This is a genomic window from Mangrovimonas sp. YM274 (genome assembly GCF_030908385.1).
Classification (GTDB): Bacteria; Bacteroidota; Bacteroidia; order Flavobacteriales; family Flavobacteriaceae; genus Mangrovimonas_A.
Genome location: NZ_CP133091.1, coordinates 2,850,371 through 2,876,656, shown reverse-complemented (window position 1 = coordinate 2,876,656; position 26,286 = coordinate 2,850,371). Strand labels below are relative to the sequence as shown.

General features: G+C 40.2%; 21 protein-coding genes and 2 tRNA genes. 13 read left to right on the top strand and 10 right to left on the bottom strand.

Annotated features, from left to right (window positions below; translation table 11 throughout):
* Nucleotides 1-21 precede the first annotated feature (21 nt).
* Entirely contained in the window at nt 22-1,317 is a 1,296-nt protein-coding gene (locus RBH95_RS12405) for a phosphoribosylamine--glycine ligase (protein ID WP_307899907.1), read from the top strand.
* A gap of 3 nt (nt 1,318-1,320) precedes the next feature.
* On the top strand, nt 1,321-1,812 hold the full coding sequence (locus RBH95_RS12400) for a GNAT family N-acetyltransferase (RefSeq protein ID WP_307899906.1): 492 nt from the start codon (nt 1,321-1,323) through the stop codon (nt 1,810-1,812).
* Here RBH95_RS12400 and RBH95_RS12395 read toward each other — a convergent pair.
* From RBH95_RS12395 to folE, 5 genes are all read right to left on the bottom strand, one after another.
* On the bottom strand, nt 1,774-2,268 hold the full coding sequence (locus RBH95_RS12395) for a DUF192 domain-containing protein (RefSeq protein ID WP_307899905.1): 495 nt from the start codon (nt 2,266-2,268) through the stop codon (nt 1,774-1,776). The two genes, RBH95_RS12400 and RBH95_RS12395, sit on opposite strands and share 39 nt — an antisense overlap.
* A 1-nt stretch (nt 2,269) precedes the next feature.
* A complete protein-coding gene (gene lgt / locus RBH95_RS12390) occupies nt 2,270-3,100 on the bottom strand; it encodes a prolipoprotein diacylglyceryl transferase (RefSeq protein WP_307899904.1) in 831 nt (276 codons plus the stop codon).
* A 79-nt stretch (nt 3,101-3,179) separates the two neighbouring features.
* Entirely contained in the window at nt 3,180-3,401 is a 222-nt protein-coding gene (gene yidD / locus RBH95_RS12385; RefSeq protein ID WP_307899903.1) for a membrane protein insertion efficiency factor YidD, read from the bottom strand.
* Nucleotides 3,402-3,475: 74 nt separating this feature from the next.
* On the bottom strand, nt 3,476-4,957 hold the full coding sequence (gene cysS, locus RBH95_RS12380) for a cysteine--tRNA ligase (protein ID WP_307899902.1): 1,482 nt from the start codon (nt 4,955-4,957) through the stop codon (nt 3,476-3,478).
* Nucleotides 4,958-4,984: 27 nt separating this feature from the next.
* Nucleotides 4,985-5,662: a GTP cyclohydrolase I FolE gene (gene folE / locus RBH95_RS12375; RefSeq protein WP_076664189.1), complete on the bottom strand. Its 678-nt coding sequence runs from the start codon at nt 5,660-5,662 to the stop codon at nt 4,985-4,987.
* Nucleotides 5,663-5,856: 194 nt separating this feature from the next.
* Here folE and RBH95_RS12370 point away from each other — a divergent pair, with 194 nt between their 5' ends.
* Entirely contained in the window at nt 5,857-6,333 is a 477-nt protein-coding gene (locus RBH95_RS12370) for a hypothetical protein (protein WP_307899901.1), read from the top strand.
* A 21-nt stretch (nt 6,334-6,354) separates the two neighbouring features.
* Entirely contained in the window at nt 6,355-12,477 is a 6,123-nt protein-coding gene (locus RBH95_RS12365; RefSeq protein WP_307899900.1) for a T9SS type B sorting domain-containing protein, read from the top strand.
* A gap of 257 nt (nt 12,478-12,734) precedes the next feature.
* Here the strand turns inward: RBH95_RS12365 and RBH95_RS12360 are convergent, their stop codons facing one another.
* Nucleotides 12,735-14,255 (bottom strand): OmpP1/FadL family transporter, encoded by a 1,521-nt coding sequence (locus RBH95_RS12360; protein ID WP_307899899.1) that lies wholly within the window; start codon nt 14,253-14,255, stop codon nt 12,735-12,737.
* Between the two features lie 41 nt (nt 14,256-14,296).
* Complete coding sequence (locus RBH95_RS12355) at nt 14,297-15,280, bottom strand: hypothetical protein (RefSeq protein ID WP_307899898.1); 984 nt, start codon at nt 15,278-15,280, stop codon at nt 14,297-14,299.
* A gap of 101 nt (nt 15,281-15,381) precedes the next feature.
* On the opposite strand from RBH95_RS12355, the gene proS reads away from it, so the two are divergent.
* The 4 genes from proS (at nt 15,382) to rpsT (ending at nt 17,509) form a co-directional block, all read left to right on the top strand.
* Nucleotides 15,382-16,860, top strand: coding sequence for a proline--tRNA ligase (gene proS / locus RBH95_RS12350; protein ID WP_307899897.1), 1,479 nt, complete (start codon nt 15,382-15,384; stop codon nt 16,858-16,860).
* Between the two features lie 144 nt (nt 16,861-17,004).
* A tRNA-Glu gene (locus tag RBH95_RS12345) sits at nt 17,005-17,076 on the top strand.
* An 86-nt stretch (nt 17,077-17,162) separates the two neighbouring features.
* Nucleotides 17,163-17,234 (top strand) — tRNA-Glu (locus RBH95_RS12340).
* Nucleotides 17,235-17,257: 23 nt separating this feature from the next.
* Complete coding sequence (rpsT, locus tag RBH95_RS12335) at nt 17,258-17,509, top strand: 30S ribosomal protein S20 (RefSeq protein ID WP_307899896.1); 252 nt, start codon at nt 17,258-17,260, stop codon at nt 17,507-17,509.
* Nucleotides 17,510-17,714: 205 nt separating this feature from the next.
* Here the strand turns inward: rpsT and rho are convergent, their stop codons facing one another.
* Complete coding sequence (rho, locus tag RBH95_RS12330) at nt 17,715-19,370, bottom strand: transcription termination factor Rho (RefSeq protein WP_307899895.1); 1,656 nt, start codon at nt 19,368-19,370, stop codon at nt 17,715-17,717.
* A gap of 221 nt (nt 19,371-19,591) precedes the next feature.
* Here rho and RBH95_RS12325 point away from each other — a divergent pair, with 221 nt between their 5' ends.
* Nucleotides 19,592-20,002 (top strand): DUF4293 domain-containing protein, encoded by a 411-nt coding sequence (locus tag RBH95_RS12325; RefSeq protein WP_307899894.1) that lies wholly within the window; start codon nt 19,592-19,594, stop codon nt 20,000-20,002.
* Nucleotides 20,003-20,086: 84 nt separating this feature from the next.
* Here RBH95_RS12325 and RBH95_RS12320 read toward each other — a convergent pair whose 3' ends face one another.
* Entirely contained in the window at nt 20,087-20,578 is a 492-nt protein-coding gene (locus tag RBH95_RS12320) for a metallophosphoesterase (RefSeq protein WP_307899893.1), read from the bottom strand.
* 107 nt (nt 20,579-20,685) lie between these two features.
* Here RBH95_RS12320 and truA point away from each other — a divergent pair, with 107 nt between their 5' ends.
* From truA to RBH95_RS12300, 4 genes are all read left to right on the top strand, one after another.
* Nucleotides 20,686-21,429: a tRNA pseudouridine(38-40) synthase TruA gene (gene truA, locus RBH95_RS12315; protein WP_307899892.1), complete on the top strand. Its 744-nt coding sequence runs from the start codon at nt 20,686-20,688 to the stop codon at nt 21,427-21,429.
* Between the two features lie 8 nt (nt 21,430-21,437).
* Nucleotides 21,438-23,204: an ABC transporter ATP-binding protein gene (locus RBH95_RS12310; protein ID WP_307899891.1), complete on the top strand. Its 1,767-nt coding sequence runs from the start codon at nt 21,438-21,440 to the stop codon at nt 23,202-23,204.
* Nucleotides 23,205-23,550: 346 nt separating this feature from the next.
* Entirely contained in the window at nt 23,551-25,167 is a 1,617-nt protein-coding gene (locus RBH95_RS12305) for a tetratricopeptide repeat protein (protein WP_307899890.1), read from the top strand.
* Nucleotides 25,168-25,171: 4 nt separating this feature from the next.
* On the top strand, nt 25,172-25,834 hold the full coding sequence (locus RBH95_RS12300) for a response regulator (RefSeq protein ID WP_307899889.1): 663 nt from the start codon (nt 25,172-25,174) through the stop codon (nt 25,832-25,834).
* Nucleotides 25,835-26,008: 174 nt separating this feature from the next.
* Here RBH95_RS12300 and RBH95_RS12295 read toward each other — a convergent pair whose 3' ends face one another.
* Nucleotides 26,009-26,254 carry a hypothetical protein gene (locus tag RBH95_RS12295; protein ID WP_307899888.1) on the bottom strand — a complete coding sequence of 82 codons (246 nt, stop codon included), beginning with the start codon at nt 26,252-26,254 and terminating at the stop codon, nt 26,009-26,011.
* Between the last annotated feature and the right edge of the window lie 32 nt (nt 26,255-26,286).

The following is a 26,286-nucleotide window of genomic DNA, read 5'->3' as shown; positions in this document are numbered from 1 at the left end:
TTATTTTTGACTTTTTGGAGTGTGAAAGCACAACATACATCTCCTAGAAAACTCCTCTTTGTTTCTCGATGGGGAGAAATATTGGATATTGCCTATGCAGCTTCACTAGAAGGCAATCAAGTAAAAATGTGTATTGAAGATAAGGACTCCCGAGAAATTGGCTTCGGGTTCCTTAAAAAAGTTAGGGATTGGAAAGCGCAAGTCGATTGGGCCGATCTTATAATTTTTGACTATACCGGTTACGGAAGGGAATGTGAAGACTTGCGGGCTCAAGGTAAATTGGTGTTTGGTGGCACTGAATATACCGATAGATTGGAACTCGATAGGGATTTTGGCCAAAGCGAATTGAAGCGCCACAAGATAAAAACCTTGCCTTATAAGGAATTCTTTAGTTTTCAAGAGGCTATTCAATACATTCAACAGCATCCCAATGCTTATGTTATTAAACCCTGTGGCGAAACTCAGGACATCAAACAATTGCTGTTTGTGGGGAGTGATGATGAAGGTTTGGATGTCATTAGGGTTTTGAAAGCATACGAAAAATCTTGGGGAGACCAATTTGGAACGTTTCAATTACAGAAAAAAGTAAAGGGTGTAGAGATTGGGGTTTCTGCCTTTTTCAATGGTACCGATTTTCTAGCACCAATCAACATCACGTTTGAGCATAAGAAGCTATTTCCAAAGGAGCTTGGGGTGTCTACAGGAGAAATGGGTACGAGCATGTTTTGGGCTGACAAATCGCCAATTTTTGAAGCTACTTTAAGACATTTTAAAACCACCTTGTCGAAACATAAGTTTGTGGGGCATATCGACCTGAATTGTATCGTTAATGGCAAAGGAATTTATCCTTTGGAGTTTACCTCACGTTTTGGCTATCCACAAATCTTTATTCAACGGTCCTCCATTGTTGAGCCAATTGGCGAAATGCTATATAAAATAGCCTCAGGGCAACAGTTTAGGATTTCTTTAAAGAAAGGCTTTCATGTGGGGGCGTTTATTGTAGTGCCTCCCTTCCCGTTTAACGATAAAAAATCCTTTGAACTCTTTTCAAAAGATGCCGTGGTGGTGTTTAAAAAGAACGTCAAGGAAGGGGTGCATCCAATGCACTTAAAGAACGTGAATAATGAATGGTTGATTACCGGAAATACCGGAATTGCGGTGTTGGTTACAGGTTCAGGGCTCACCATGAAAGATGCCCAGCGATTAATGTATAACAGGATTCAAAACGTCATCATTAACAATGGATATTACAGAACCGATATTGGTGATCGTTGGTTTGAGGATTCCGATAAATTATGGTCTTGGGGACTGCTATAGGTGATGGAACTATTAGACTACACGGATAAAGTTGATCTTTTTTTTGAAAAACTTCCTCGGGATTGGCAAGACGCAATCGAGCCGTTTTGGGAAGACATTCAAGAAACTACGAAACTGTATGTAATTACAAACAACAATCAAATTATGGTGGGAGGGCTTGTGTTTAAGCAATGCCCACCAGATTTATTGTATTACAAAAGGGGGGCTGAAAATTGGTTCACCAAAGGATACCTTTATTTAGGTTTTATTTACACCATGGAAGCCTTTAGAGGACAGAAATTGGGTTCAGAATGGCTTAGGTTAATAAGGGAATCTTATCCTCAAAATGGCTTTTGGTTAGCTATTGAAGATGAAACATTACATGATTTTTATGTGAAAAGTGGCTTTGAAAAAAGTGACAATATCACAACACCCTATGGTGAAACAGAAATCATTTATAGTTGTCCACCGTTGTCTTTAGAGTTTGGTAAAATCGATACGGTCTCCAGCACTTAAATTCCATTCGCCAGACAGACCTCCATTAATTTCCAAGACATATTGGGCTGGGGCAGTAGACGGCAGGGAACTTTCGTCAAAAGGTTTGGCATTTTTGTGGATATTGATAATGGTTTTATCTTTATCAATAAAGATAATGTCCAAAGGAATCCGTGTGTTTTTCATATAAAAACTATGGAATTCTTCCCTTGGAAATATAAACAACATGCCTTGATCGTTTTCCATGCTGTTGCGATACATCAACCCCGTTTGGGTTTGGTAGTCGTCGTCTGCAATTTCAATGGCAATGGTTTTTACTAGGGAGTCGGAAGCTGCTTTGTAAAGACTAAGCGTGCCTTCTTTCTTAAATTCAACAATAATCTCTTTGACAACCTTGGGCTCGTCCTTACAGGATATAGCCGTTAGGGCCATAAACATGGAAAGGAGAAGAAGGCCGCCAAAAGATATTTTACGCATTTTAGCTCAATTCAGTTTTCGGTTTGTATACAAACATGAAGTAAAGGCCAATAAGAATAAATGGAATACTAAGCCATTGGCCTGTGTTCAACGCCCAATCGGCACGTTCTGCATTTTGGGCTTCCTTCACAAATTCTACACAGAAACGGATGGTCCACAAAAGCACTAGGAACAAACCAAACAAAAAGCCTTGTTGTTCGCTTTTGTTGGTTTTCCAGTAGAAATACCACAAAATCAAAAATACGAATACATATGAGAAGGATTCGTAAAGCTGCGCAGGGTGTCTGGGCACTTGCATGTCTTGAGGCAATTGCTTAAAGATCACGCCATAATCACTCCCTGTTGGTTTTCCGATGATTTCAGAATTGATGAAATTTCCTAATCTTACAAATACAGCACCAGAAGCTACAGGAATTACCACGCGATCCAAAATCCATAGAACTGATTTGTGAAGTACTTTTTTATTATAAAGATACATGGAAACAATCATGGCAATGGCAGCCCCGTGACTGGCCAAACCTTGAAAGCCAGTAAAGTGAATGCCGCCTTTAAAACTGAACGGTAAAAAGATGCTGAAAAAGTCTTCTTTGAACAGTTCTGGTTGGTAAAAAATCACATGTCCCAATCGAGCACCCAGCATAATACCTACTACAGAATAAATAAAAAGCGAATCCAAAGAGGCGTCGCTTTGGTTTTCATGCTTGTAGATACGTTTCATAATGGCAAGTCCAAGAACAAATGCCACAATCCACATCATGCTATAATAGTGTAAGGTAAAAAAGCCTAAATCGATTCCTTTTGAAGGGTCCCAAACGAAGGATAAAAAATGCATATGATAAAAATTTTCAAGGGTAAATATAGCACTTTGAAAAAGACTACACGTTATGGTTTTGGTAAATTAATGTGTTGGGTTAGGGAACAGGGTCATAACCACTGCCTCCCCACGGATGGCAGCTCAAAATCCGTTTTAAGGAGAGCCAACCGCCTTTAAAAAGGCCGTGTTTTTGGAGAGCTTCTTTGGTGTAGTGTGAGCAGGTTGGTTGGTAACGGCAAGTAGACGGTGTAAACGGGGATATCATTGTTTGATATACCTTTATAAGAAATAGAAAAGGAGCAATGAGCAACTTTTTCATGAGGCTAAATTATAATTAAATAAGGGCGCAATACTATTGCACCCTTTTATGATATAGTTAGATTGTACAACCAATTAGTTGGTCGTAAAAGTGGTGCCGTCTTTACCGTCTTTTAACTGAATGCCTGCTTCAGCCAATTCATCTCTAATTTTGTCGGACATGGCAAAATCCTTGTTGGCTCTTGCCTCCTGTCTTAATTTGATCAATAGTTCTACAGCGCCAGAAAGTTTATCTGTTCCAGAATCTTCTGAAGTTACATTCACCAAACCTAAAATGTCAAAAACAAAGGCATGGATGGTTTCCTTTAAAGTCTTTAAATCTTCTTCGGAAATACTCGCGCTTCCTTCTTTCAATTGATTGATGAACTTAACGGCCTCAAACAGGTTGGCAACCAAAATAGGGGTGTTAAAGTCATCGTTCATAGCGTCGTAGCAGCTCTGTTTCCATTCCAAAACATTGAATGTAGAATTGCCCGAAGGAGTAATACTATCCAATACATTTATGGCATCCATAAGCCTGTAGAAACCTTTTTCACTTGCCAATAAGCCATTATTGGTAAAATCCAAGACACTTCTATAGTGCGCCTGAAGCATAAAGAAACGAGCTACACTCGGTGAGTAAGCTTTTGTAATATGAGGATTGTCTCCAGAGAAAATTTCGTTTGGCAAAATGTAATTTCCAGTAGACTTTGCCATTTTTTTACCGTTCATGATCAACATGTTGGCATGCATCCAATAGTTTACTGGAGCATGGCTGTTGCAAGCTTCTGCCTGAGCGATTTCACATTCGTGGTGAGGGAATTTTAAATCCATTCCGCCTCCGTGAATATCAAATTGTTCTCCCAAATATTTGGTGCTCATGGCCGTACACTCCAAGTGCCATCCAGGGAATCCATCGCTCCAAGGGGAAGGCCAACGCATGATGTGCTGTGGTTCTGCTTTTTTCCAAAGGGCGAAATCTTGCGGGTTTTTCTTATCTGTTTGTCCATCAAGAGCACGCGTGTTGTGAATTAAATCTTCTACATTACGCTTACTCAAGATACCATAAGGCTTGGTTTCGTTGTATTTTAAAACATCGAAATAAACAGACCCATTTACCTCGTAAGCCAACCCATTATCAATGATTTTTTTGATGAGTTCAATTTGCTCTATGATATGACCTGTTGCCGTAGGCTCAATGCTCGGTGGTAAAAAATTGAAAGTATTTAGGATGTTGTGGAAATCAACGGTGTAACGTTGTACAACTTCCATAGGTTCAATTTGTTCCAAACGTGCCTTTTTGGCAATACGGTCTTCACCAACATCAGCATCATTCTCTAAGTGACCAGCATCTGTAATATTTCTAACATAACGAACTTTATAGCCAAGATGCTTTAGATATCTAAAGATAACATCAAAGGACATAAAGGTTCTTACATTTCCTAAATGGACATTGCTATAAACTGTAGGCCCGCAAACGTACATGCCTACATAGCCGTCGTTGATAGGTTTGAACGCTTCTTTTTGTCCGCTAAGTGAATTGTATATAGAAATAGGTTGTTGCTGGTAAAGTTGCATGCTGATATATTACGTTAGGTTTTTAAACTAAAATTGGGTGTCTAATTTAATATAATCCAGAAATTCTCTACGGGTTTCTTTCTCTTTAAATTTTCCGCCAAATTCCGAAGTTACTGTGCTGCAGTCCACATCTCTGATTCCTCTAGAGTTCACACATAAATGTTTAGCATCGATAACACAGGCAACATCTTCGGTATTTAAAACCTCTTGAAGTTCTTTTACTATTTGAATGGTCAAACGTTCCTGTACTTGTGGACGTTTGGCAAAATAATCAACAATACGGTTCATTTTTGAAAGCCCTACTACCGTTCCGTTAGAGATGTAGGCAACATGGGCCTTTCCTACGATTGGAAGCAAGTGGTGCTCACAAGTGGAGTATACGGTGATGTTTTTTTCCACCAACATTTCTCCATATTTGTATTTGTTATCAAAAGTAGAAGCATTAGGTTTTTTGTCGGGATTAAGACCTCCAAAAATTTCTTTTACGAACATTTTGGCAACACGCATTGGGGTGCCTTTTAAACTGTCATCGGTTAGGTCTAAACCTAAAGTTTCCATGATATGGCGCACATCATCCTTGATGATATCGATTTTTTCATCATTGGAAAGTTTGAAGGCATCTTCTCTCATCGGTGTATTTGCCGAAGTACCAATATGATCGTTCCCTAAAGCTTCAAAATCTTCTATGTCGTTTTCTATTTTCATTTCAAAAATTCAAAATAAGCTCTTATTAAACAGATTGCAAAGATAAGCAATTAAAAAAATCAAATTGCGGGTAGGGGTTTTTTAATTTGAGCTGTTATATCATTACACAAAGCAAGTGTTAAAATCATTAATAGAGTGCTAATGTTTTATTAAAAAATCCTTAAATTCCGCACTTTTTAAAAGCTAAACTCAATATGAAATTAAAACTACCCTCCCTACTTATCGTAGGTTTTACTTTTTTTTCCATTAATTATTCGGTCTCGCAGACTCCTCAAAATAGGCAAACCGTTACCCACGTGGTATATAAGGACAATGTTAATGCCCCTTTTTCTACAAAGGAATTAACGCAGATTGATGAGGTATACGGGAATCAATCAAAGAAATATGTTTTTAATTATCCACAACGCGTTAAGGATATAAAGAATTTGCTTAGAAACCGTATAGCGATTCAAATGATTTCAAATCCTCAAGATCAAAAAGAATGTCCCCTTTTGTCTGAAGTTCCTTTGTGTAACTATTATGTGGACAATTTAAAAAGGGATACAGTTTTTAGTCCTGAAAATTTTAATCCATTAAAATATTTGTTCAATGTAAATGGTCATTCGGGACAAATGTATAGAGTAGATAATACTAATTACTTCATTATTATAAAGTCTCAATTTCAAAAATAACCCCTCACTACAAAATTAATTATGAAAAAAACGTTACTTGTATTTTTCTTGATATCTTCTTTTGTCTCATTTTCACAGGACCTCGTGATGCAGGATGGAACATTTTCTCAGTGTTCTGGTATGTTCTATGATTCAGGAGGAGCCGCAGGAAATTATGCTTCGGGAGAAGATATTGTTATTACCATATGTCCTGAAAGTGATGGGCAGCTTGTACAGCTTAATTTTACAGCCTTTAGTACGCAATTAGGCGCAGATACTATGACCATATATGATGGGGATAGTGTAGCAGCGGATGCTTTTGGAACTTTTGATGGGGCTAATAATCCTGGGTTTGTAACCGCAACACCAGATAATACGTCAGGATGTTTAACCATTCAGTTTGTATCAAACGACTCAGGTGTTACAACAGGATGGGCTGCAGAAATATCGTGTATGACACCTTGTCAAACGGTTGTGTCACAACTGGATTCGGCTACTCCGGAACCTAATGACGACGGCTATATTGAAGTGTGTATTAATGAGCCAGTAACAGTTACCGGTAGTGGAGATTTTGAATTTGATGGTACGGGAGCAACCTATGAGTGGGAGTCTAGTGATGGACAAATAGTAGAGGGGCAGACAGCATCATTTACTTTTTCCGAGCCAGGAGTATACCTTCTTAACTTGAATGTAAGGGACGGTAACACCAGTGTGGATCCAGAGGGTTGTGCTAATACGAATTTAATTAATCAAGTGATACAGGTTGCGCCAGCACCTGATTTTACAGGAACTGAAGCTGCTGAAAGTGTGATCTGTTTTGGAGATTCAACCACAATTGATGGTGTTGTAAATGCGGTTGAATATATAAATGAATGTACCCCTCCAGTAAGTGGAACTACCTTTTTGCCTGATGGTTCGGGAGCGGTTTATAGTACATGTATCACGGTAGATTGCTTTGCTTCAGATCAAACCTTGACAGATGCCAATCAATTATTGGATGTTTGTGTGAATATGGAACACTCTTATTCAGGAGACTTGGACATTACAATTATTTCTCCAAATGGTCAGGAAGCCGAATTGTTTGTACAGGCTGGTGGAGGAACGTATTTTGGAGGCGCCAACGATGATAATTCAAATACTCCAGGTGTAGGAGCTGATTATTGTTGGTCCATGTCAGGAACGACATTGCTTCAAAATGCGCCAACAATTACGGCAGGGTCAAATCCTCCTGGCAATTCTTGGGCTCCAGGAACCTATTTGCCAATAGAGTCCTTTGCATCCTTAATAGGAAGTCCATTAAATGGAGATTGGTGTATTGAAATTGTTGATAATTTGAGTATAGATAATGGGTATATTTTCTCTTGGGGAATGAATTTTGATCCTAATATTCAACCTCCTGAGTTATCCTTTACCGCTGATATTGAAAGTGAATCGTGGGGGGCAGATGCTTCAATCATAGATACAACGGATAATGTTATTACAGTGCAACCTTCAACTGCAGGAATGCATTGTTATACCTATACATCTGTTGATAGTTTTGGCTGTGAATATTCAGAAGAAGTATGTATTGAAGTATTGCCTGAAATCGTTACGGAAGCTCCAAACAATTTATATGTGTGTGATAACGGAGTACCTCCATATATTTTCGATTTAGAATCCAATACATCTGTTGTATTGGCTAGTGCAACCAACCTAGATGAATTGGAAGTTACCTTCCATGAAACTCAACAAGATGCTGAGGATGATATTAATGAAGTTACAACATCAGGAGCATATTCGGGAACCGATGGTCAAAGTATTTATATTAGAGTAGAGTATTTAGATTCTGGATGTTATGAAGTGTTGTCTTTTACTTTAAATGTAACGGGGCAGCCTACTATAAACCCAGTTCTGGATTTAGAACTTTGTGACGATATTAGTAATGATGGCTTTGAATCTTTTGATTTGAACTCTCAGGATTTTGGAATTTTAGGATTACAGCCGAGTAGTAACTTTTTAGTGACATATTATACAAGTTCTGCTGATGCCGATGCAGGTACAGGAGCTTTAGTAAGTCCATATGTCAATACGGTTAATCCTCAGCCTATTTATGTTCGGGTAGAAAGTATAGGAGATTCCAATTGTTATATTGCATCTGCAAACCCTGTCTTCAATTTGGTAGTAAATTATAGGGCTCAGGCTTTCGAAGTATCAGGTTTGTCACTTTGTACAGAAGATCCTTCTGTCCCAGAGCAAGCTACTTTCGACCTAACCGTTCAGGACAGTTTTATCCTGGGGGCGCAGGACCCATCGGTATACAATGTAGGCTATTATACCAGTCTTTCGGATGCCGAATTGGCACAGGGAGCGATCACCACGCCATCGGCCTATGGAAACACAACAAACCCACAGACCATTTATGTAAGGGTAGAGGACCCTGCCTATCCGGACTGTTACGGGACCACAAGTTTCCAGCTTGAGGTGAACCCACTGCCAAGTTATGTGGCGCCAACCCCATTGGAGGTGTGTGACGACAACGTTCCTGACGGAATGACTGACATTGACCTTACGATAAAGAATACGGAGATCAACGGAAACAATCCTGCCTATGCGGTGAGCTACCATGGCTCCCTGGCCGATGCCGAGTCTGGAGCCAATGCCCTTGCAATCCCTTATTTCGGGACTACGGGCGAGACGGTTTTCGTACGCATAGAAGATATCCAAACGGGCTGTTACAGCACGACGACCTTGGGCCTTGTAGTGGAACAGGCCCCAGAGGCTAACATTCCAGATCCATTGGAGTACTGTGATGCGGACAGCGACGGTTTTGGCGTGTTCGACCTGTCTGATGCGGATGCCGGTATCACGGGAGGTACGACGGGACTGGTACTTACCTATCACGAGACGCAGGCGGATGCGGACAACGGCGTTAACGCCCTGTCGAGCCCTTACAACAATATTGTGGCCAATACCCAGACGCTCTATGTGCGTGTTGAGAGCGCAACGATCGCAACGGACTGTGCGACGATCGTGGAGCTTGTGCTTGTGGTGCACCCAACCCCACAGTTGGAGGAGCCAACGGCCCTTGAGGTCTGCGACGACGCCTCCGGCGACGGCTATGCACAGTTCAATTTGACGCTCAAGGACGCGGAGGTACTTGACGGGCTTGACCCGGTACAGTACGGCGTATCCTATTACCTGACTGAGGACGATGCCGAATCGGGCACCTCTGCCATCCCCAACCCATTGAGCTTTACCAATACGGTACCGTTTGCACAGCAGGTGTGGGTACGCGTTGAGGATAGTGCCAACGGCTGCCACAAGGTCGTACCATTGGAGCTTATCGTGAACGCCCTGCCGGTATTGATGCAGCCGCTGCCATTGGAGCTTTGTGACTACAACAACCCGGGCGACGAGCAGGAGTCCTTTGTACTAGAGGAGAGTACCGACGGGATCCTTGGCGGACAGGTGGGTATTGTACTGAGCTACCACCTTACGCTGGCAGATGCCGAAAACGGCGACAATGCCCTTGTGAGCCCCTATACGAACATTGCCAACCCACAGACGATCTTCGTGAGAGCGGAGAACAGCAATACGGGCTGCTACAGCACGGTGATCCTGGACCTGAGGGTGAACCCGATCCCGTCACCGGAGGCAGACCCGACGCCATTGGAGGAATGTGACGGTGACAACGACGGCTATGCGAGCTTCGATTTGGAGGAGCGCACGCAGGAGATCATCAACGGTGAGCTGGACATTGCCATCACCTACCATGAGACGATATCGGATGCCGAGAGCGGGGACAATGTGCTCTTGAGCCCTTATGACAATATAGTGGCCAATGCCCAGGTGGTATATGCCAGAGCGGAGAACATGGTAACGGGCTGCCACAGCGTGGTTGGCCTACAGCTTAACGTACTGCCGTCACCGGTAGTGCCAACGGCCATCGAGGACTATGTAATCTGCGATACGAACACGGACGGCTATGCAAGCTTCGATTTGACCGGTATGGATGCCGAGATCCTCGGTGCGCAGGACCCATCGCAGTTCGAGCTTAGCTACCACCTTACCATGGCGGACGCAGAGTCCGGAGCGGCACCGATCGCCAATCCATGGGGCTATGTGAACCAGACCAACCCACAGATGATATACGTAAGGCTGGAGAGCCTTGACAACGGCTGTGTGAGCACGGGCGAGTTTGAGATCCGTGTGGAACTGCCACCGGTAGCGGTGCAGCCAACGCCGCTGCAGCTTTGCGACGACGATGTTGCGGATGAGCTGACGGTGTTCGACCTTACGGTAAAGGACGGGGAGATCACGGGCAATGAGGGGAGCTGGAGCGTAAGCTACTACGAGACCCAGGCTGATGCCGATGCGGGGACCAATGCGATCCCGGACCCAACGGCCTATGTGAACACTTCGGTTAACGGAGTGGCGGCGAACCCACAGACCCTATATGTGGTGGTTACCGATACGGACACGGGCTGTACGGACCAGACGACCTTGACCATCCGCGTATTGCCGAACCCTACCCCGAGCCAGGACCCATCTGATATTGCACTGTGCGACGATGAGAACACGGGAGACGAGGTGGAGCTGTTCGACCTTACGGAGAACGAGACCTATATCATCAACGGAGAGGCCGGTGTATCGGCGAGCTACCACGAGAGCCTTTTTGATGCGGAACAGGATACCAATGCAATCCCTGACCCAACGGCCTATGGGAACATTTCCAGCCCACAGACCATCTATGTGCGCGTGGCCAACGACATCACGGACTGTTATACGATCGTGGACTTTGATATCTTGGTGAACCCACTGCCGGAGGCAGTTGCCGTAACGGACATCGTGGCCTGTGAGAACAACACGGAAGGGGCCTATGCCTTCGACCTGTCTCAGAAGGACGAAGAGGTGCTGGGCGGACAGGACCCTGCGCTCTATGGGGTGAGCTACCACGTATCGCAGTTGGATGCGGACAATGGGGACAACGACCTTGTGAGCCCGTTCACCAACACCGTGAACCCGCAGCAGATCTTTGTGGCGATCACCAATCTGGATACAGGCTGTTCGATAAGTACTCAGAGCTTCTTTGTGGAGGTACAGGAAGCGGCGGAGGCCAATCCGGACATGGAGGCCATCCTCTATGAGCTTTGTGATGACAATATGGAAGTGGACGGAGATCCGACCGACGACAGCGTGCAGTTCGACCTGTCTGCCATGGACGCGGAACTGTTGGACGGACAGGACCCAGCAAACTATACGGTGAGCTACTATGCCAGCGAGGCGGATGCCGAAGCGGGTACAAGCCCATTGCCGACCCTTTATGAGAACGTGGTCAACCCACAGGTGATCTATGCCCGTGTGGACAACGATACCACACCGGACTCCATCTGTTACGCGGTGGCAGAGCTGACCCTTCAGGTGAACCCACAGCCGGTGTTCGACCTTTACGACAGCTATGTGCTGTGTCTGGATACCAACGGAACCGAGGCGATCGACCCACCGGTATTGGAGACAGGGCTAACGGAACCTGACTATCTGTTCATCTGGTACTTCAACGGTCAGGAGATTGCGGGGGCTACCGGCGGTAGCTATGAACCGACAGAAGCGGGAATCTACAGTGTAACGGTAATCGACGTATCGACTTCTACGGTGACCATGTGTGAGCGCACGGACACCACTGAGGTGATCGAGAGCGCACCGCCGAGCATTGTAGCGGAAGTGGTGACCGAGGCCTTTGCAGACAACCATGTCGTGGTGGCCACGGCCAGCGGAGACAGCAGCTATGAGTACAGTCTGGACGACGGGCCATGGCAGGAGAGCGGTGTGTTCGAGAACGTGCCATGGGGAGAGCATACGGTAACTGCAAGAGATATTTTGGGCTGTGGAGAGGCTAGCACCAGAGTGACAGTATTGGATTATCCGTTATTCTTTACGCCTAACGGTGACGGTTATAACGACACTTGGAACATTGTTGGATTTAGTGACCAATCGGCGACTAGGATCTTCATCTTCGACAGGCAAGGAAAGCTTATAAAGCAGATCTCACCATCTAGCGAAGGATGGGACGGAACGTACAACGGAGCAGCGATGCCGAGCAGCGACTACTGGTTTGTTGTGGAGTACGTGGAACCATCGACGGGGCAGAGCAAAGAGTTCAAGGCGCACTTTACCCTGAAACGTTAATAAGTGTTCAAAATAAAATAAAACGATACAAAAAATCCCGAACTATATGGTTCGGGATTTTTTTTATTGTATAAGCATACTATTGGGAAAATGATTTTAATTATGGGGTAGACCTATTGTTTTTGGGAACTTTAGGTAAAAGAAACATTTTATCTATTTATGGAAATTAACAAAGTTAGAATATTGTAGTTTGTGGTAAAAAGGAACAGGCCCTTGAGATTAAATTCAAGGGCCTGTTTTATTAAAAAAGTTCTTGATTAAAGATTAAAGCTAAGGGATACTACAAAATTACTCACTTTAGAATCAATTAGCGCACTATCAGTAAGTCCTACGTTGTAAAGCTGATAGTTAATATCTTGTTTGGATTGATCGAAAGCTGCATCAATTTTGAAATTTCCAAAGTTGTATCCAATTCCGAATGAGTAGCCATTTAGGTCTCCGTAAAGACTGTCATTTTGATAAGGGCTTTCTTCAAACCTGTAACCAGCTCTTAAGCTTATGCGCTGTATCCGATATTCGCCACCAACTCTATAAGAGGAAGCTGTGGAAAGTGTATTTCTTATTAAAGAATTTTGACTGGAAAAATACGGGTCGGATTTTGGTCTGAATTTAGTATTGGAATAGTCTTTAATGGAATAGTCAAAACTAAGAAGTCCTCTATCTCCAAAAACATAGGCTAAGCTTCCTGTAAATTTCCCAGGTGTCTGTAATCTATAGTCAGGGAAAATATTGATAATATTTGGATTGATAACTTGTCCTATTTCCTGGCCTGCTTCAATTCGATAGGTTTCTAGGTATTGCGTAGTTTCTTCAGCTATTGTGTACCAAGTAGGGGAGGTGTACGTAAGCCCTAATCTAAAAGCTTCAGTTAGCTTTCCTATGGCGCCAAGTTGGAAGGAAAAACCGGTTCCAATGGTATATAAACCATTTTCAAAACCTACTTCATTAATTAAAGAGCCCGTATTATTATTGGATTCGTTTAAATAGGTGTAACGTTCATAATTAATGAAATGGGTGTTTAGGTTAAGGCCTAAATACAATTTGTCTTTAAATTGAGAAGACATGTTGAAAGATAGTTTTCCGTTATAGCCTCTTGCAGAATAATAGTACCGTTGTTGGTAAGAACCCGGAGCAATGTTGGATATATAGGTAGTATTGCTGTCTACATCATTTTCTGGGTCTATGATATATGATTCATAACCTAAAAAAGCCTGTTGGTGATTGTAGCCATAGGCCGAACCGATTGCGGAATAAGCTTCGGAATACGATTCTCCAGGAAAGGCTGAGATTTCATCAAGTCTTAAACCTTGTGCGTAACCACTAAAATAGGAACCGATGGAATTGCTTGTATTGGTTCCAGAGGCAACCCAGTCATTTTCAAAATTAGAAACTTTGTCATAACTAACCGCAAGCACAAACTTACGCCAGGGAGAGTTGATATTGGTATTGGTAAACACAAATGCGGCCCCTACTTGGTTCAAGTCAAATTTTGATTCGGAAGAAGACCTATGGCCTCCAAAATAGTTTACATCATTGTTTAAGGTTTGAACAGATAATGAAGCCGTAATGTTACTTCGTGTAAAAATGGAAGACCCGGCAGGGTTTATACTTAGTGCTGAAAGATCACCTCCTAGGGCTCCAAATGCACCAGACATGGATCTGAATCTAGCGGTTCCCTGTATGTCGTCAGAAGAATATCTTAGTGCTTCGGAAATATCCTGAGCCATAAGTTGGGACATAGAAAGCACACCTATAATTAGGAAACTTAACTTTTTCATACAATTTGGTTAATTGGATTATAAATTTACTTTGGCCAAAATTAACGTCTTCTTCCTGAAGAAGATCGCGACCCTCCTCCTCTTGTTCCCATAGAACCTCTAGAAGAGCCTCCACTGCGCATGCTAGGAGTGCTTCTGCTTGGGGTGGAGTAGTTCCTTGGTCTTACATTGGAATTATTATTTCTTCTTGTAAAATTAGAATTACTATTTCTCCTTACCGTATTTGAGGATCTATTACTTTGAATAGAGGATGACCTACTGGTAGATCTTGTTAAAGTGTTAGTGTTTCTTCTTACAGAGGATCTATAATCTCTGGTTAAAGTAGAGTTTTGTCTGCTTCGGTTTACTGCCACTCTTCCTCCAGCATTGTTGTAACTTCCAGGATATCCTCTTCTGCCAGCATTGTAGGTGGCGTAAGGCCTTCTGTAATTAGGGTAACCATAGTATGGGTATCCATAATAACCACCGTAATAGCCTCCATAATAAGGAGAGTACCAAGGGTCATAATAACCCCATCCCCAGCCAACGTTCCATCCCCAGCCGGAATTCCAACCAACATTCCAATAAGGCGAATAATTCCAATACCTCCAATTATAAGGATTATATCCCCAATAGTTGTATCCCCAAAAACCATATCCAAAATTGTTGTAATAGTTTATAGATACTTCAGTGCTATTATCACCCCATCCGGCATATCCTTTGTAGGAATCTGCTACTTGGGTTGAGTCTTGCTCATTGTAATAATCCCCTTCATAAGATTCAATATCGGTAAAGATGATTTCTTCAGATTGTGGGATTTCCTCATATTGTTGGGATTTTTCGGTAAAATAAGCTTTATAATAACCGTTATTATTAGCTGAAGTTTCTACTTGAGGAGTTTCTTCATAAACGACACCATTTGAGTTGTATATACCATCGTTATCATAACCTGCATATTGGTAGGACCCGCAAGAGGTTAACAGGAATACAAAACCCAGTACAACAAATAATGGCAATTTTGATTTGACGTAGCTTTTAAATTGCATATCTCTTTTATTTTTATTGTTGAACATTACAAAAATAGTTAGTTTTGCCGAACTATTCTTGTATTTAACATTAGCGCAATTTTTGTGCCAAAACACTTACGATGAGCAAAAATCTTACAAGCAGAGCCGAAGACTATTCAAAATGGTATAATGAATTGGTTGTGAAGGCAGATATGGCTGAGAATTCAGCCGTTAGAGGATGTATGGTAATCAAACCATACGGATACGCAATTTGGGAAAAAATGCAGGCCGAATTGGATAGAATGTTCAAGGAAACAGGACATCAAAATGCGTATTTTCCACTTTTTGTTCCAAAAAGTTTGTTTGAGGCCGAAGAAAAAAATGCCGAAGGCTTTGCTAAGGAATGTGCTGTAGTAACTCATTACAGGTTACAAAATGACCCTGACAATACCGGGAAATTAAGAGTTGATCCAGAAGCTAGACTTGAAGAAGAATTAGTGGTAAGACCAACAAGTGAAGCTATTATTTGGAATACTTATAGAGGATGGATTCAGAGTTACAGAGACTTACCAATTTTAATCAATCAGTGGGCTAATGTAGTGCGTTGGGAAATGCGTACTAGATTGTTTTTAAGAACTGCTGAATTTTTATGGCAAGAAGGTCATACGGCACATGCCACTAAGGAAGAAGCGCTAGCAGAGACCATACAAATGAACCAGATTTATGCCAAGTTTGCTGAAAACTTTATGGCTATACCGGTTATTGAAGGCATGAAAACAGAAAGCGAGCGTTTTGCAGGAGCTGTAGAGACTTACTGTATTGAAGCTTTAATGCAAGATGGAAAAGCACTTCAAGCAGGAACTTCACATTTCCTTGGGCAAAATTTTGCCAAGGCATTTGATGTGAAATTTACCAACAGTGAGGGAAAACTGGATTATGTTTGGGCTACGTCATGGGGAGTGTCAACCCGACTTATGGGGGCGTTGATCATGACACATAGTGATGACAAGGGGTTGGTATTACCTCCAAACTTGGCCCCAATACAAGTGGTCATAGTTCCTATATATAAAACGGAAGAACAGCTGGAGGCTGTTTCTGAAAAGGCGCAATCCATTATGGAGCAATTGCGTAAAATTGGTGTGAGTTGTAAATACGATGATAGAACAACGCATCGCCCAGGTGCCAAATTTGCACAATACGAGTTACAAGGAGTGCCGTTGCGCATAGCTATTGGTCCAAAGGATTTGGAGAACGGAACTGTTGAGTTGGCGAGAAGAGATACGCTTTCCAAGCAATCTGTAGCCATGGATGATTTGGTAGAGGTAGTAGACGGTTTGATGACAGAGATCCAAGAATCTTTATTTAATAAAGCCCTAGACTTTAGAAATACCCATATAACAGAGGTTGATACGTTTGACGAGTTTAAGGACGTTTTGGAAAACAAAACAGGATTTATTTCTGCGCATTGGGATGGAACTCCTGAAACAGAACAGCAAATTAAAGAATTGACAAAAGCGACTATTCGTTGCATTCCTTTGGATAGGGAAGAAGAGGAAGGTGTTTGTGTGTATTCGGGTAAACCTTCAAAGGGAAGAGTATTGTTTGCTAAAGCCTACTAGAAATTTTTTTTAAAAAAGTTGAATTAGGTATTGCAGCATTTAAAAATAGTTGTATTTTTGCAACCGCAATTGAGAAATTGCTCGTTATTTGAAACGTATTACAAAGTTGAATAAGGAAATAATTTCAAGTTCAATAAATACAATGGCCCGTTCGTCTATCGGCTAGGACGCCAGGTTTTCATCCTGGTAAGAGGGGTTCGATTCCCCTACGGGCTACAAATAAAGTACATTAATTTACTGAGAGGAGTTGTAAGTGTAATAAATATGTTTTACATTTGCGCTCTCGAAAACGAAACATTAATGGCCCGTTCGTCTATCGGCTAGGACGCCAGGTTTTCATCCTGGTAAGAGGGGTTCGATTCCCCTACGGGCTACAATTTTTTAATATAGAAAGAAAATGGCAAATCATAAGTCAGCATTAAAAAGAATAAGAAGTAACGAAGCTAAGCGTTTAACTAACAGATATCAGCACAAGACAACTCGTAATGCTATCAAAAGGTTACGTGGAATGGAAGTGGCTAAAGAGGCTCAGGAGTTTTTGCCATCTGTTGTTTCTATGATTGATAAGTTAGCTAAAAAGAATGTAATTCACTCTAACAAGGCTGCTAACTTGAAGTCTAGTTTGACTAAGCATGTAGCTTCTTTGTAAGAAGAAGAAAAAGATAGATAAGAAAGTCTTTCCTTAGGGAAGGACTTTTTTTGCTTTAAACTTAAGTGAGAGAGTAATATTGAGGCATTCAAGAGTATTGAGTATATTTAAGAAAAGACAGGTATTCTTTAATGTCATTAAAGAGAAAGCCCATGATTAATAATCATGGGCTTTTATAATATACAATTGTTTAAGCTCGCAATTTCTATCCGTTCATAGAGATTAAGAACTCTTCATTATTTCTGGTTTGCTTAAATCGATCATTAATGAATTCCATCGCTTCCACAGGGTTCATATCGGCAAGGTATTTTCTCATTACCCACATTCTTTGAATGGTGTTATCATCCAGTAATAAATCGTCTCTACGTGTACTAGAAGAGGTAAGGTCGATAGCAGGGAAGATTCTACGATTAGAAATTTTTCTATCCAATTGTAGTTCCATGTTACCAGTTCCTTTAAATTCTTCAAAGATAACCTCGTCCATTTTAGAACCAGTTTCCGTTAATGCGGTAGCAATAATGGTTAAAGAACCTCCATTTTCTATGTTTCGTGCGGCCCCAAAGAACCGTTTCGGTTTGTGAAGCGCATTGGCATCAACACCACCACTTAATATTTTTCCAGAAGCAGGTTGTACGGTATTATAGGCTCTGGCCAATCTTGTAATAGAATCTAAAAGAATTACTACGTCGTGACCACATTCTACAAGACGCTTTGCCTTTTCCAAGACAATGTTGGCAATTTTAACGTGTTCGTGAGCTTCTTTATCAAATGTAGAGGCAATTACTTCACCACGCACATTTCGTTGCATATCGGTAACCTCTTCAGGACGCTCATCAATCAATAAGATCATTTGGTATACTTCGGGGTGGTTGGCTGCAATTGCATTGGCCACATCTTTAAGAAGCATTGTTTTTCCCGTTTTTGGTTGCGAAACAATCATTCCACGTTGCCCTTTACCAATAGGAGAGAACAAATCCATAATTCTTGTAGAAATAGTGGCTTGCTTTTCTGCAATGTTGAATTTCTCCTGCGGGAATAATGGCGTTAAGTGCTCAAAAGACACACGGTCTCTTACCACTTCTGGTTTTTGGCCGTTTATTTTACTTACTTTAATTAAAGGGAAATATTTTTCGCCTTCTTTAGGTGGACGTACATGTCCTAAAACAGTATCTCCCGTTTTTAATCCAAATAATCTAATTTGCGATTGGGATACATAAATATCATCTGGAGATGATAAATAGTTATAATCCGATGAGCGTAGGAAACCATAGCCGTCTTGCATAATGTCTAAGACACCTTCACTTTTAATAATGGCGTCAAATTCGTAATCAGGCTCACGGTAACGGTTTCTTGTATCTTTGTTTCCGTTGTTCCCTTGATGGTCGTTTTTATTGTCTCTTGAATTCTGTTTGTTATCGTTACGCTGTTTTTTGTCAGAATCTTTTGGACGTTGTTTTGTGTTTTTTTCGTTGGTTTTCTTTTGTTCGGGAGGAGTCGGAGGGGTATTGGTTTCTGAAGGTTTTTGCTCTTTAGCTGCAGGGGCAGAATCTTTTTTGCCTTCTGAAAATTCCATTTTCTGTTGCTCCTTGTTCTGTCCAACAGGTTTTTTTATACGTTCTCTTTTTTTTCTGGGTGGTTTTTGAGTTTGGGCCGTTTCCTTTTTCTCAGTTTGAGGGGGGGTGCTAGTTGCTTGGGCAACGATTTCTTTTTTTACGGCATCTGGATTGGCTGCTTGGTGATCCAAAATTTGATATACCAAATCCAGTTTTTTTAGAGTGCGGAATTTAGGCACTTCCAATTGTTTAGCGATTTCCTGTAACTCGGAAAGCTTCTTTTCCTTTAATTGCGAAATTTCAAACATGTATATTAATAAAAAATAATGTAATATTTACTGAATTGATTTGATTCGAAGTTTTCTGAAATTGAAATAAATGGGAAAAACTAGAAAAAAATCTGAAGATTTAATAGGCTGTAAACCTTTTGGGTAGCAGCTTACTTATGCAATAATACAATTTTATTTTATATTTTAATATATCTTTTGAAAAGAAACTCTTAGTTTTGTGGCTAAATTTGAAAAAATAGATGTTACAGCGTATTCAAACTGTTTATTTATTGATAGCGACTGGTATTGCGGCCGGTTTAAGTTTTGTTTTCCACTTGTGGACAACCGCGGAAGGAGCACCATTTTTTGCAAAGGACAATATATTGTATTTAGGTTTGTTTTTATTGTCAGCAATATTATCTTTGGTCTCGATTTTTAGTTATAAAAATAGGAAGTCTCAATTTGTTTTGGGGCGACTTAACATCATATTGAACTTTATTTTATTAGGATTATTTGTATATCAATCTCTAAATTTATCTGGAGAAGCTGATGTTTCAGAGAAAGGTATTGGGATTCTTCTTCCTATATTTTCTATCGTATTTTTGGTTTTAGCCAATAAAGCCATAAAAAAGGATGAAGATCTTGTAAAATCTGTAGATCGATTGCGATAAAACCTTATATCTTAATTATTTTAGTGCGTAAAAAACCCAGAGTGAAAGCTCTGGGTTTTTTTATAAAGTAGCTTTATAGACCTTTTATCGTTTAAATTCTATTACTTCCAAGTTGTCGATTTTGGCGCCATCGATGGTAAATCGAAGCATGGTTCTTACTTTATGAAACCCGTGTATACCTATAGCACCCGGATTCATATGAATTAAATTAAGTTTTTTATCGGGCATAACCTTAAGAATATGAGAATGGCCGCAAATGAATAATCTGGGAGGATTCTCGTAAATATCTGGTTTCACCCTTGGGTTATAACGAGGTGGATAACCGCCAATATGGGTAATCCATACGTCAACCTCTTCACACATAAAACGGTTGTGTTCTGGAAATTCAGTTCTTACAGTGGTGTCATCAATATTACCGTGAACACCTCTTAATGGTTTAAGCTTTTTTATGGCATCGGTAACTTTTAGGTCTCCAATATCTCCGGCGTGCCAAACTTCATCGGCCTGCTTGACATATTTTATAATGTTGTCGTCTATATGGCTATGGGTATCTGAAAGTAATAGTATCCGTTTCATTTTAAAGAGTCTTGGAAACCACTTTTCCTTTTTTTAAATATTAGATTCCTGCCTTAGCGGGAATAACTTTATCTTTGTGGCTTCATAAGCAAAATTAAGATTTTCGATTGAGATATTTTATTGAATTATCATATAACGGGAAGGCCTATCACGGTTGGCAAAACCAGCCCAATGCTATTTCTGTGCAGGAAGTTTTGGAAGAGGCTTTGTCTATGCTGTTGCAGGAAGAGATTGCTATTGTAGGGGCTGGAAGAACAGATGCAGGTGTACATGCCTCGCAAATGTTCGCTCATTTTGATACAGAAAAAGTGGTTGAGGATCTTAATTTGGTGTATAGACTAAATTCATTTTTACCAAAGGATGTTGCCGTTCATGATATTTTGAGGGTTAAGGAGAATGCTCACGCACGTTTTGATGCAACAGGAAGAACTTATCATTACAAAATATCCAATCGTAAAAATGTATTTACTTTTGATTATGCTTATTTAATGACTGTCTCTTTGGATGTGGATAAAATGAATAAAGCCTGTGAAGTGTTGAAACAGTATGAGGACTTTCAATGCTTCTCTAAGAGTAATACAGATGTAAAGACATACATTTGTGATATTAAGGAGGCAAGGTGGATGGAGAATAATGGAGAGCTCACTTTTATCATTACTGCGGACAGGTTTTTGCGAAATATGGTAAGAGCTATTGTAGGTACTATGGTAAACATAGGTCTTGGAAAAACTTCCTTGGAAGATCTTCATCAAATTATCGCATCCAAAAGTAGAAGTGAAGCTGGTTTTTCGGTGCCAGCTCATGGACTTTATCTAACCGAAGTGGTTTATCCCGAATCAATAAAACTATAAAGCAAGTTATGGCCAAGAAAGGAAATGTTTTTGATGTCACCTTATTCAAGCGTTTATTGCATTATACACGCCCATATAAAAATGTGTTTTTGTGGAGTTTGTGTTTTGTTTTAGGACTTGCTGTTTTTGGAGCTTTAAGGCCAAAAATATTACAGTTGGCCATTGATACTAAAATGGCGAAACACGAGTATGATGGCTTCTTAAACTATATCCTGTTAATGGTAATGGTTTTGGTTTTGGAAGTGGTTTGCCAGTTATTGTTTATTTATTACGCTTCTTGGTTGGGGCAATCTGTGGTAAAGGATATTAGGGTGAAACTTTTTAAGCACATGCTAAGTTTCAAAATGAAGTATTTTGACAATTCTTCGGTGGGAATTTTGATTACCCGAGCCGTAACCGATATGGAGCGAATTGCGGATATTTTTGGAGAAGGCCTCTTTATGATTTTTAGTGATGTCTTGAAAATGTTGGCAGTAGGAGGTATGATGTTTTATATGAATTGGATATTGTCACTAATCGTTTTCACAACCTTACCGTTGGTTTTAATTGCCACCAGAATTTTCCAGAAGTACATGAAGTTGGCATTCCAGGATGTAAGAACAGAGGTATCCAATCTTAATAGTTTTGTTCAGGAACGTGTTACCGGAATGAAAATTTTGCAGTTGTTTACCCGGGAGGATATTGAATACAAAAACTTTAAGACCATTAATGAACGACATAAAAAGGGGTGGTTGAAAACGGTATGGTATAACTCCATCTTCTTTCCTGTAGCAGAATTTCTATCCTCCATAACCATTGGACTGGTAGTATGGTACGGGGGGCTGCAAGTTATAAATGATAGTACGGCTTCAGTGGGAGAATTGACTGCTTTTATAATGATGATTCCTATGTTGTTTAGACCTCTAAACCAAATAGCCAATAAGTTCAATACATTGCAAATGGGGATGGTGGCAGCTGATAGGGTATTTAAAGTGTTGGATACTACTTCCCAAATTGACGATATAGGGACTTTGGAAGCCGAACATTTTAAAGGGGATATTTCCTTTAAGAATGTGCGGTTTTCTTATGTAGAAAATGAAGAGGTGTTAAAAGGCGTGTCGTTTGAGGTAAAGGCCGGGCAAACCGTAGCTATTGTTGGGGCTACTGGAGCAGGAAAATCAACTATCATTAATTTGTTGAACCGTTTTTATGACATTCAAAGTGGACATATTTTAATTGACGGTATCGATATCAAGGATATGACGCTCAAATCTCTAAGAGCACAAATTGCGGTGGTGTTACAGAACGTGTTTTTGTTTGCTGATACCATTTTTAACAATATCACCTTAAACAATCCTGACATTACTCAGGAAGAAGTGGAAACCGCAGCAAAAAATATAGGGATTCATGATTTCATTATGAGTTTGCCAAATGGCTATCAATATAATGTGAAGGAGCGTGGTGTGATGTTGTCATCGGGCCAACGTCAGTTGATATCCTTTTTAAGGGCTTATGTAACAAATCCTAGTGTGTTAGTGTTGGATGAGGCGACTTCTTCAGTCGATTCCCATTCCGAGCAATTGATTCAGGATGCTACAGATAAAATCACCAAAGGACGGACTTCTATTGTCATAGCCCATAGATTGGCAACCATCAAAAAGGCCGATATGATTTTGGTGATGGATGCAGGGAAAATCGTGGAGCAGGGAACCCATAAAGAATTGCTTAAGAGAACGGATGGCTACTACAAAAATCTATACGAGGTACAGTTTATGAAAGAAGAAGTGGCATCATAGGTCTTTGTTCTAATTTTACTTTATAATTTATAAACTTATCCATTCATGGTATTGGTGTGTATGCCTGTTACGGAAAATCATGGCTTTTGTAGTCTGGATATTAATTGGAGCAGGAAGTTGGGTTTGAGGCAAGAGAGGTAGAAACATTGGTATGGCTAAAAAAAATACAAGCGTTACGGATTCCCGTAATAATATTCCGTTATAAACATATATCATTGTAACCCCAATAGTTTATTTGGAAGCAAATAACCAACCTGATTAAGACATGCCTGTTATGGTGTGTCTTTTTTATTGCTCTAATAAAAGACAAGAGATATACTCCTGTTTTTATTGTTATTTTAGAGGCATGAAACCAACCTTTATAATCCTTTCTTTCTTCTTTTTTGGAATGGTGCTGCATCTTCATGCGCAATCTAAAGTTGATAGTTTGACCTATTACTATGGAGTAGTTAATCAGCCAAAATCCAATATTCAACTGGCGAAAGCCTATAACTTTTTTACAAAGCAAAAAGAGCAAAGCATAAAGCGAAAGGATATTGAAAAGGCTGTTTTCCATTTAAGGTTGTTGGCTAGCATAGAAAAGAAAATGGGGTTACTTTCCGATAGTGAAATTTCCAGCGTGGAAGCTTTAAGGTTATTGGATGGGATGACGAATCCTGAAATGATAAAGGAAAATAGGATAGGTATTTATAACCACTTGGGGATTGTTTATCGCAGTTTGGATAATTTTTCAAAAGCTTTGGAATTCTACAGCAAAAGTCTCGAACTGGTAGAGGATGAGGCTAGCAAGGCGACATTGTTGAATAATATAGGGAATTTGTATTTGGATAAAAACGAATACTCCAGGGCCTTGGTGTATTTTGAAGAAGCATATGAAAAATCACCTCGTTTAGACCTTAAGATGAAGGCGCGAGTATTGGATAATCTAGGGCTAGCACAAGCCAAACTAACACTTCCTGGCGCGCTTTCCAATTTATTGGAAGCTTTGTCCTTGAGGAAAACCATTGATTATATTCCCGGAGTTATTACGAGTTATGGTCACTTGTCAGATTATTATTTAGATAAAGGAGATAGGGAGACAGCTCAAGATTATGCCCAAAAGGCTTTGGAACAGGCAAAACAACTCAATAACCCGCAATATTTAGAAAGCACCTTGGCGACATTGGTTCTTTTAAATGGTACGCCAGAAGTAGTTCAGTATAAAAAGTTAAGGGATAGTTTGGAAAAGGCTAGTGTAAGGGCGAAAGATAATTTTGAATATTATCGGTATCAGTTTAGTGAACAGCAGCGTTTGTTTGAGGAAAGTGAATTTAAGCGTCAAAAACTCTTCTTGACACTGATTTTGGTGATTTTGGTGTTTGTTGCAATTTATGTTGTAGGAAGGGTAAAACACAATAAGGAGAAGCTCCTGAAAGTATATGAAACCGAAACGCGTATTTCCAAAAAAGTGCATGATGAGGTAGCTAATGATATGTATCAAATCATGGCTAAGTTACAGGCTAATAATGAAACCGAAGAGGTCTTGGACCATCTGGAGGCAGTATACCGTAAAACCCGAGATATTTCCAAAGAACATAGTGAAATTGATGTTGAAGGAAATTTTTCAGAGACATTGATGGAGTTATTGAAAGGGTTCAATAATGATGAAGTTAGGGTTATCGTACAAAGTATTTCCAAAGTTGACTGGAGGCACTTTTCTAATTTGCAGAAAACTACCATTTATAGAGTGTTGCAGGAGTTGATGGTTAATATGCGAAAGCATAGCAGGGCTTCTTATGTGGTATTGAAATTTGAGCAAAAAGGAAAAAGTATGGCCATTCAGTACACCGATAATGGTGTTGGAACTGCGATTTATAAGAAAGGTGGACTTCAAAATACGGAAAACCGTATGAAATCCATTAAAGGTTCAATTACCTTTGAAAGTAATAATGACGCCGGATTTAAGGCATCAATAAGAATTTGATAGTATGTTCAGTAAAGTTTTAATAGTTGACGATTTAGGAAGTATCAATCAAGGGGTTGCTTCGGTATTACAAACTTTAAATGTTGGCACTGTGGTACAGGCGCAATACTGTGATGAGGCTTATCTTAAGCTTAAAAAGGCCAAATTAGATAAAGCCCCATTTAATTTATTGATAACCGACCTTTCTTTTAAATCGGATCATAGAGAACAGGAATTTACTTCAGGAGAGAGCTTGGTGGAGGCAATCCGCGAGGATTTTACTGAACTTAAAATAATAGTGTACTCCATTGAAGATAAAACTCAAACCGTAAAGAAGTTGCTGGATTTAGGGGTTGATGCTTATGTGTGCAAGGGACGCAGAGGTTTGCTGGAATTGCAGCAGGCCTTGGGTGAGGTCTATAATGGAAAAAAATACCTGTCAAAGGAGGTTTCTCATGCTTTGAGCCAAAAATCAGAGATGGAGATTGAAGATTTTGATATCGAATTGATTAGGCAATTGTCTCTGGGGTATTCGCAGGATCAAATTAGTAAGTTGTTCAAAGAGTCCAATGTGTATCCAAATAGCTTGAGTTCTATAGAAAAACGACTCAATCGATTACGGCTTCAGTTTAATGCCAATAATGCCATTCATTTGGTGTCAATTGTAAAGGATTTAGGGTTGATTTAAGAAAATAATAGTTCAGTTTACGGATACCCGTAAAAGATATTAAAAAGCATGGGATATATTTGACATGCTATTAGTTAATTGCATTAGGGAATTTTTTACTAAAGGCATGTTCTTAGGAATGTGCCTTTTTCTGTTTTGTTAAAACTGACAAATTAAGGAGTAAAAATAAGCGACTTATAATTTCACTGTTTCCATAGCGCAAGTACCCCATGGTCCAAAAGACATTTTTCCTTTAAGAAGATCTATTTCAACTAAAAGTGTTTTGAATTCTTTGTCTAAAGTCCAATAGGTTATTTGATAACTATGATAATGTTGGTTACTGGCTTCCGCAAGGAATTTGAAGGTGTCTAAAGCACTAAAATCATCAAGCTGATGAAGAAAGGAAGTCAAAAGTTCTTTGGGGTTAGAATATTCTACCATGGTTGGTGTGTTTATGTAAACACAAAATTAAC

Coding starts and splice junctions, on each gene's coding strand:
- RBH95_RS12325 (WP_307899894.1), top strand. CDS start 19,592: ATGTTACAGCGTATTCAAACTGTTTATTTATTGATAGCGACTGGTATT.
- RBH95_RS12295 (WP_307899888.1), bottom strand. CDS start 26,254: ATGGTAGAATATTCTAACCCCAAAGAACTTTTGACTTCCTTTCTTCAT.
- RBH95_RS12360 (WP_307899899.1), bottom strand. CDS start 14,255: ATGAAAAAGTTAAGTTTCCTAATTATAGGTGTGCTTTCTATGTCCCAA.
- RBH95_RS12320 (WP_307899893.1), bottom strand. CDS start 20,578: ATGAAACGGATACTATTACTTTCAGATACCCATAGCCATATAGACGAC.
- RBH95_RS12310 (WP_307899891.1), top strand. CDS start 21,438: ATGGCCAAGAAAGGAAATGTTTTTGATGTCACCTTATTCAAGCGTTTA.
- RBH95_RS12395 (WP_307899905.1), bottom strand. CDS start 2,268: ATGCGTAAAATATCTTTTGGCGGCCTTCTTCTCCTTTCCATGTTTATG.
- lgt (WP_307899904.1), bottom strand. CDS start 3,100: ATGCATTTTTTATCCTTCGTTTGGGACCCTTCAAAAGGAATCGATTTA.
- folE (WP_076664189.1), bottom strand. CDS start 5,662: ATGAAAATAGAAAACGACATAGAAGATTTTGAAGCTTTAGGGAACGAT.
- RBH95_RS12355 (WP_307899898.1), bottom strand. CDS start 15,280: ATGCAATTTAAAAGCTACGTCAAATCAAAATTGCCATTATTTGTTGTA.
- RBH95_RS12365 (WP_307899900.1), top strand. CDS start 6,355: ATGAAAAAAACGTTACTTGTATTTTTCTTGATATCTTCTTTTGTCTCA.
- proS (WP_307899897.1), top strand. CDS start 15,382: ATGAGCAAAAATCTTACAAGCAGAGCCGAAGACTATTCAAAATGGTAT.
- RBH95_RS12400 (WP_307899906.1), top strand. CDS start 1,321: ATGGAACTATTAGACTACACGGATAAAGTTGATCTTTTTTTTGAAAAA.
- rho (WP_307899895.1), bottom strand. CDS start 19,370: ATGTTTGAAATTTCGCAATTAAAGGAAAAGAAGCTTTCCGAGTTACAG.
- rpsT (WP_307899896.1), top strand. CDS start 17,258: ATGGCAAATCATAAGTCAGCATTAAAAAGAATAAGAAGTAACGAAGCT.
- RBH95_RS12370 (WP_307899901.1), top strand. CDS start 5,857: ATGAAATTAAAACTACCCTCCCTACTTATCGTAGGTTTTACTTTTTTT.
- RBH95_RS12305 (WP_307899890.1), top strand. CDS start 23,551: ATGAAACCAACCTTTATAATCCTTTCTTTCTTCTTTTTTGGAATGGTG.
- RBH95_RS12300 (WP_307899889.1), top strand. CDS start 25,172: ATGTTCAGTAAAGTTTTAATAGTTGACGATTTAGGAAGTATCAATCAA.
- yidD (WP_307899903.1), bottom strand. CDS start 3,401: ATGAAAAAGTTGCTCATTGCTCCTTTTCTATTTCTTATAAAGGTATAT.
- cysS (WP_307899902.1), bottom strand. CDS start 4,957: ATGCAACTTTACCAGCAACAACCTATTTCTATATACAATTCACTTAGC.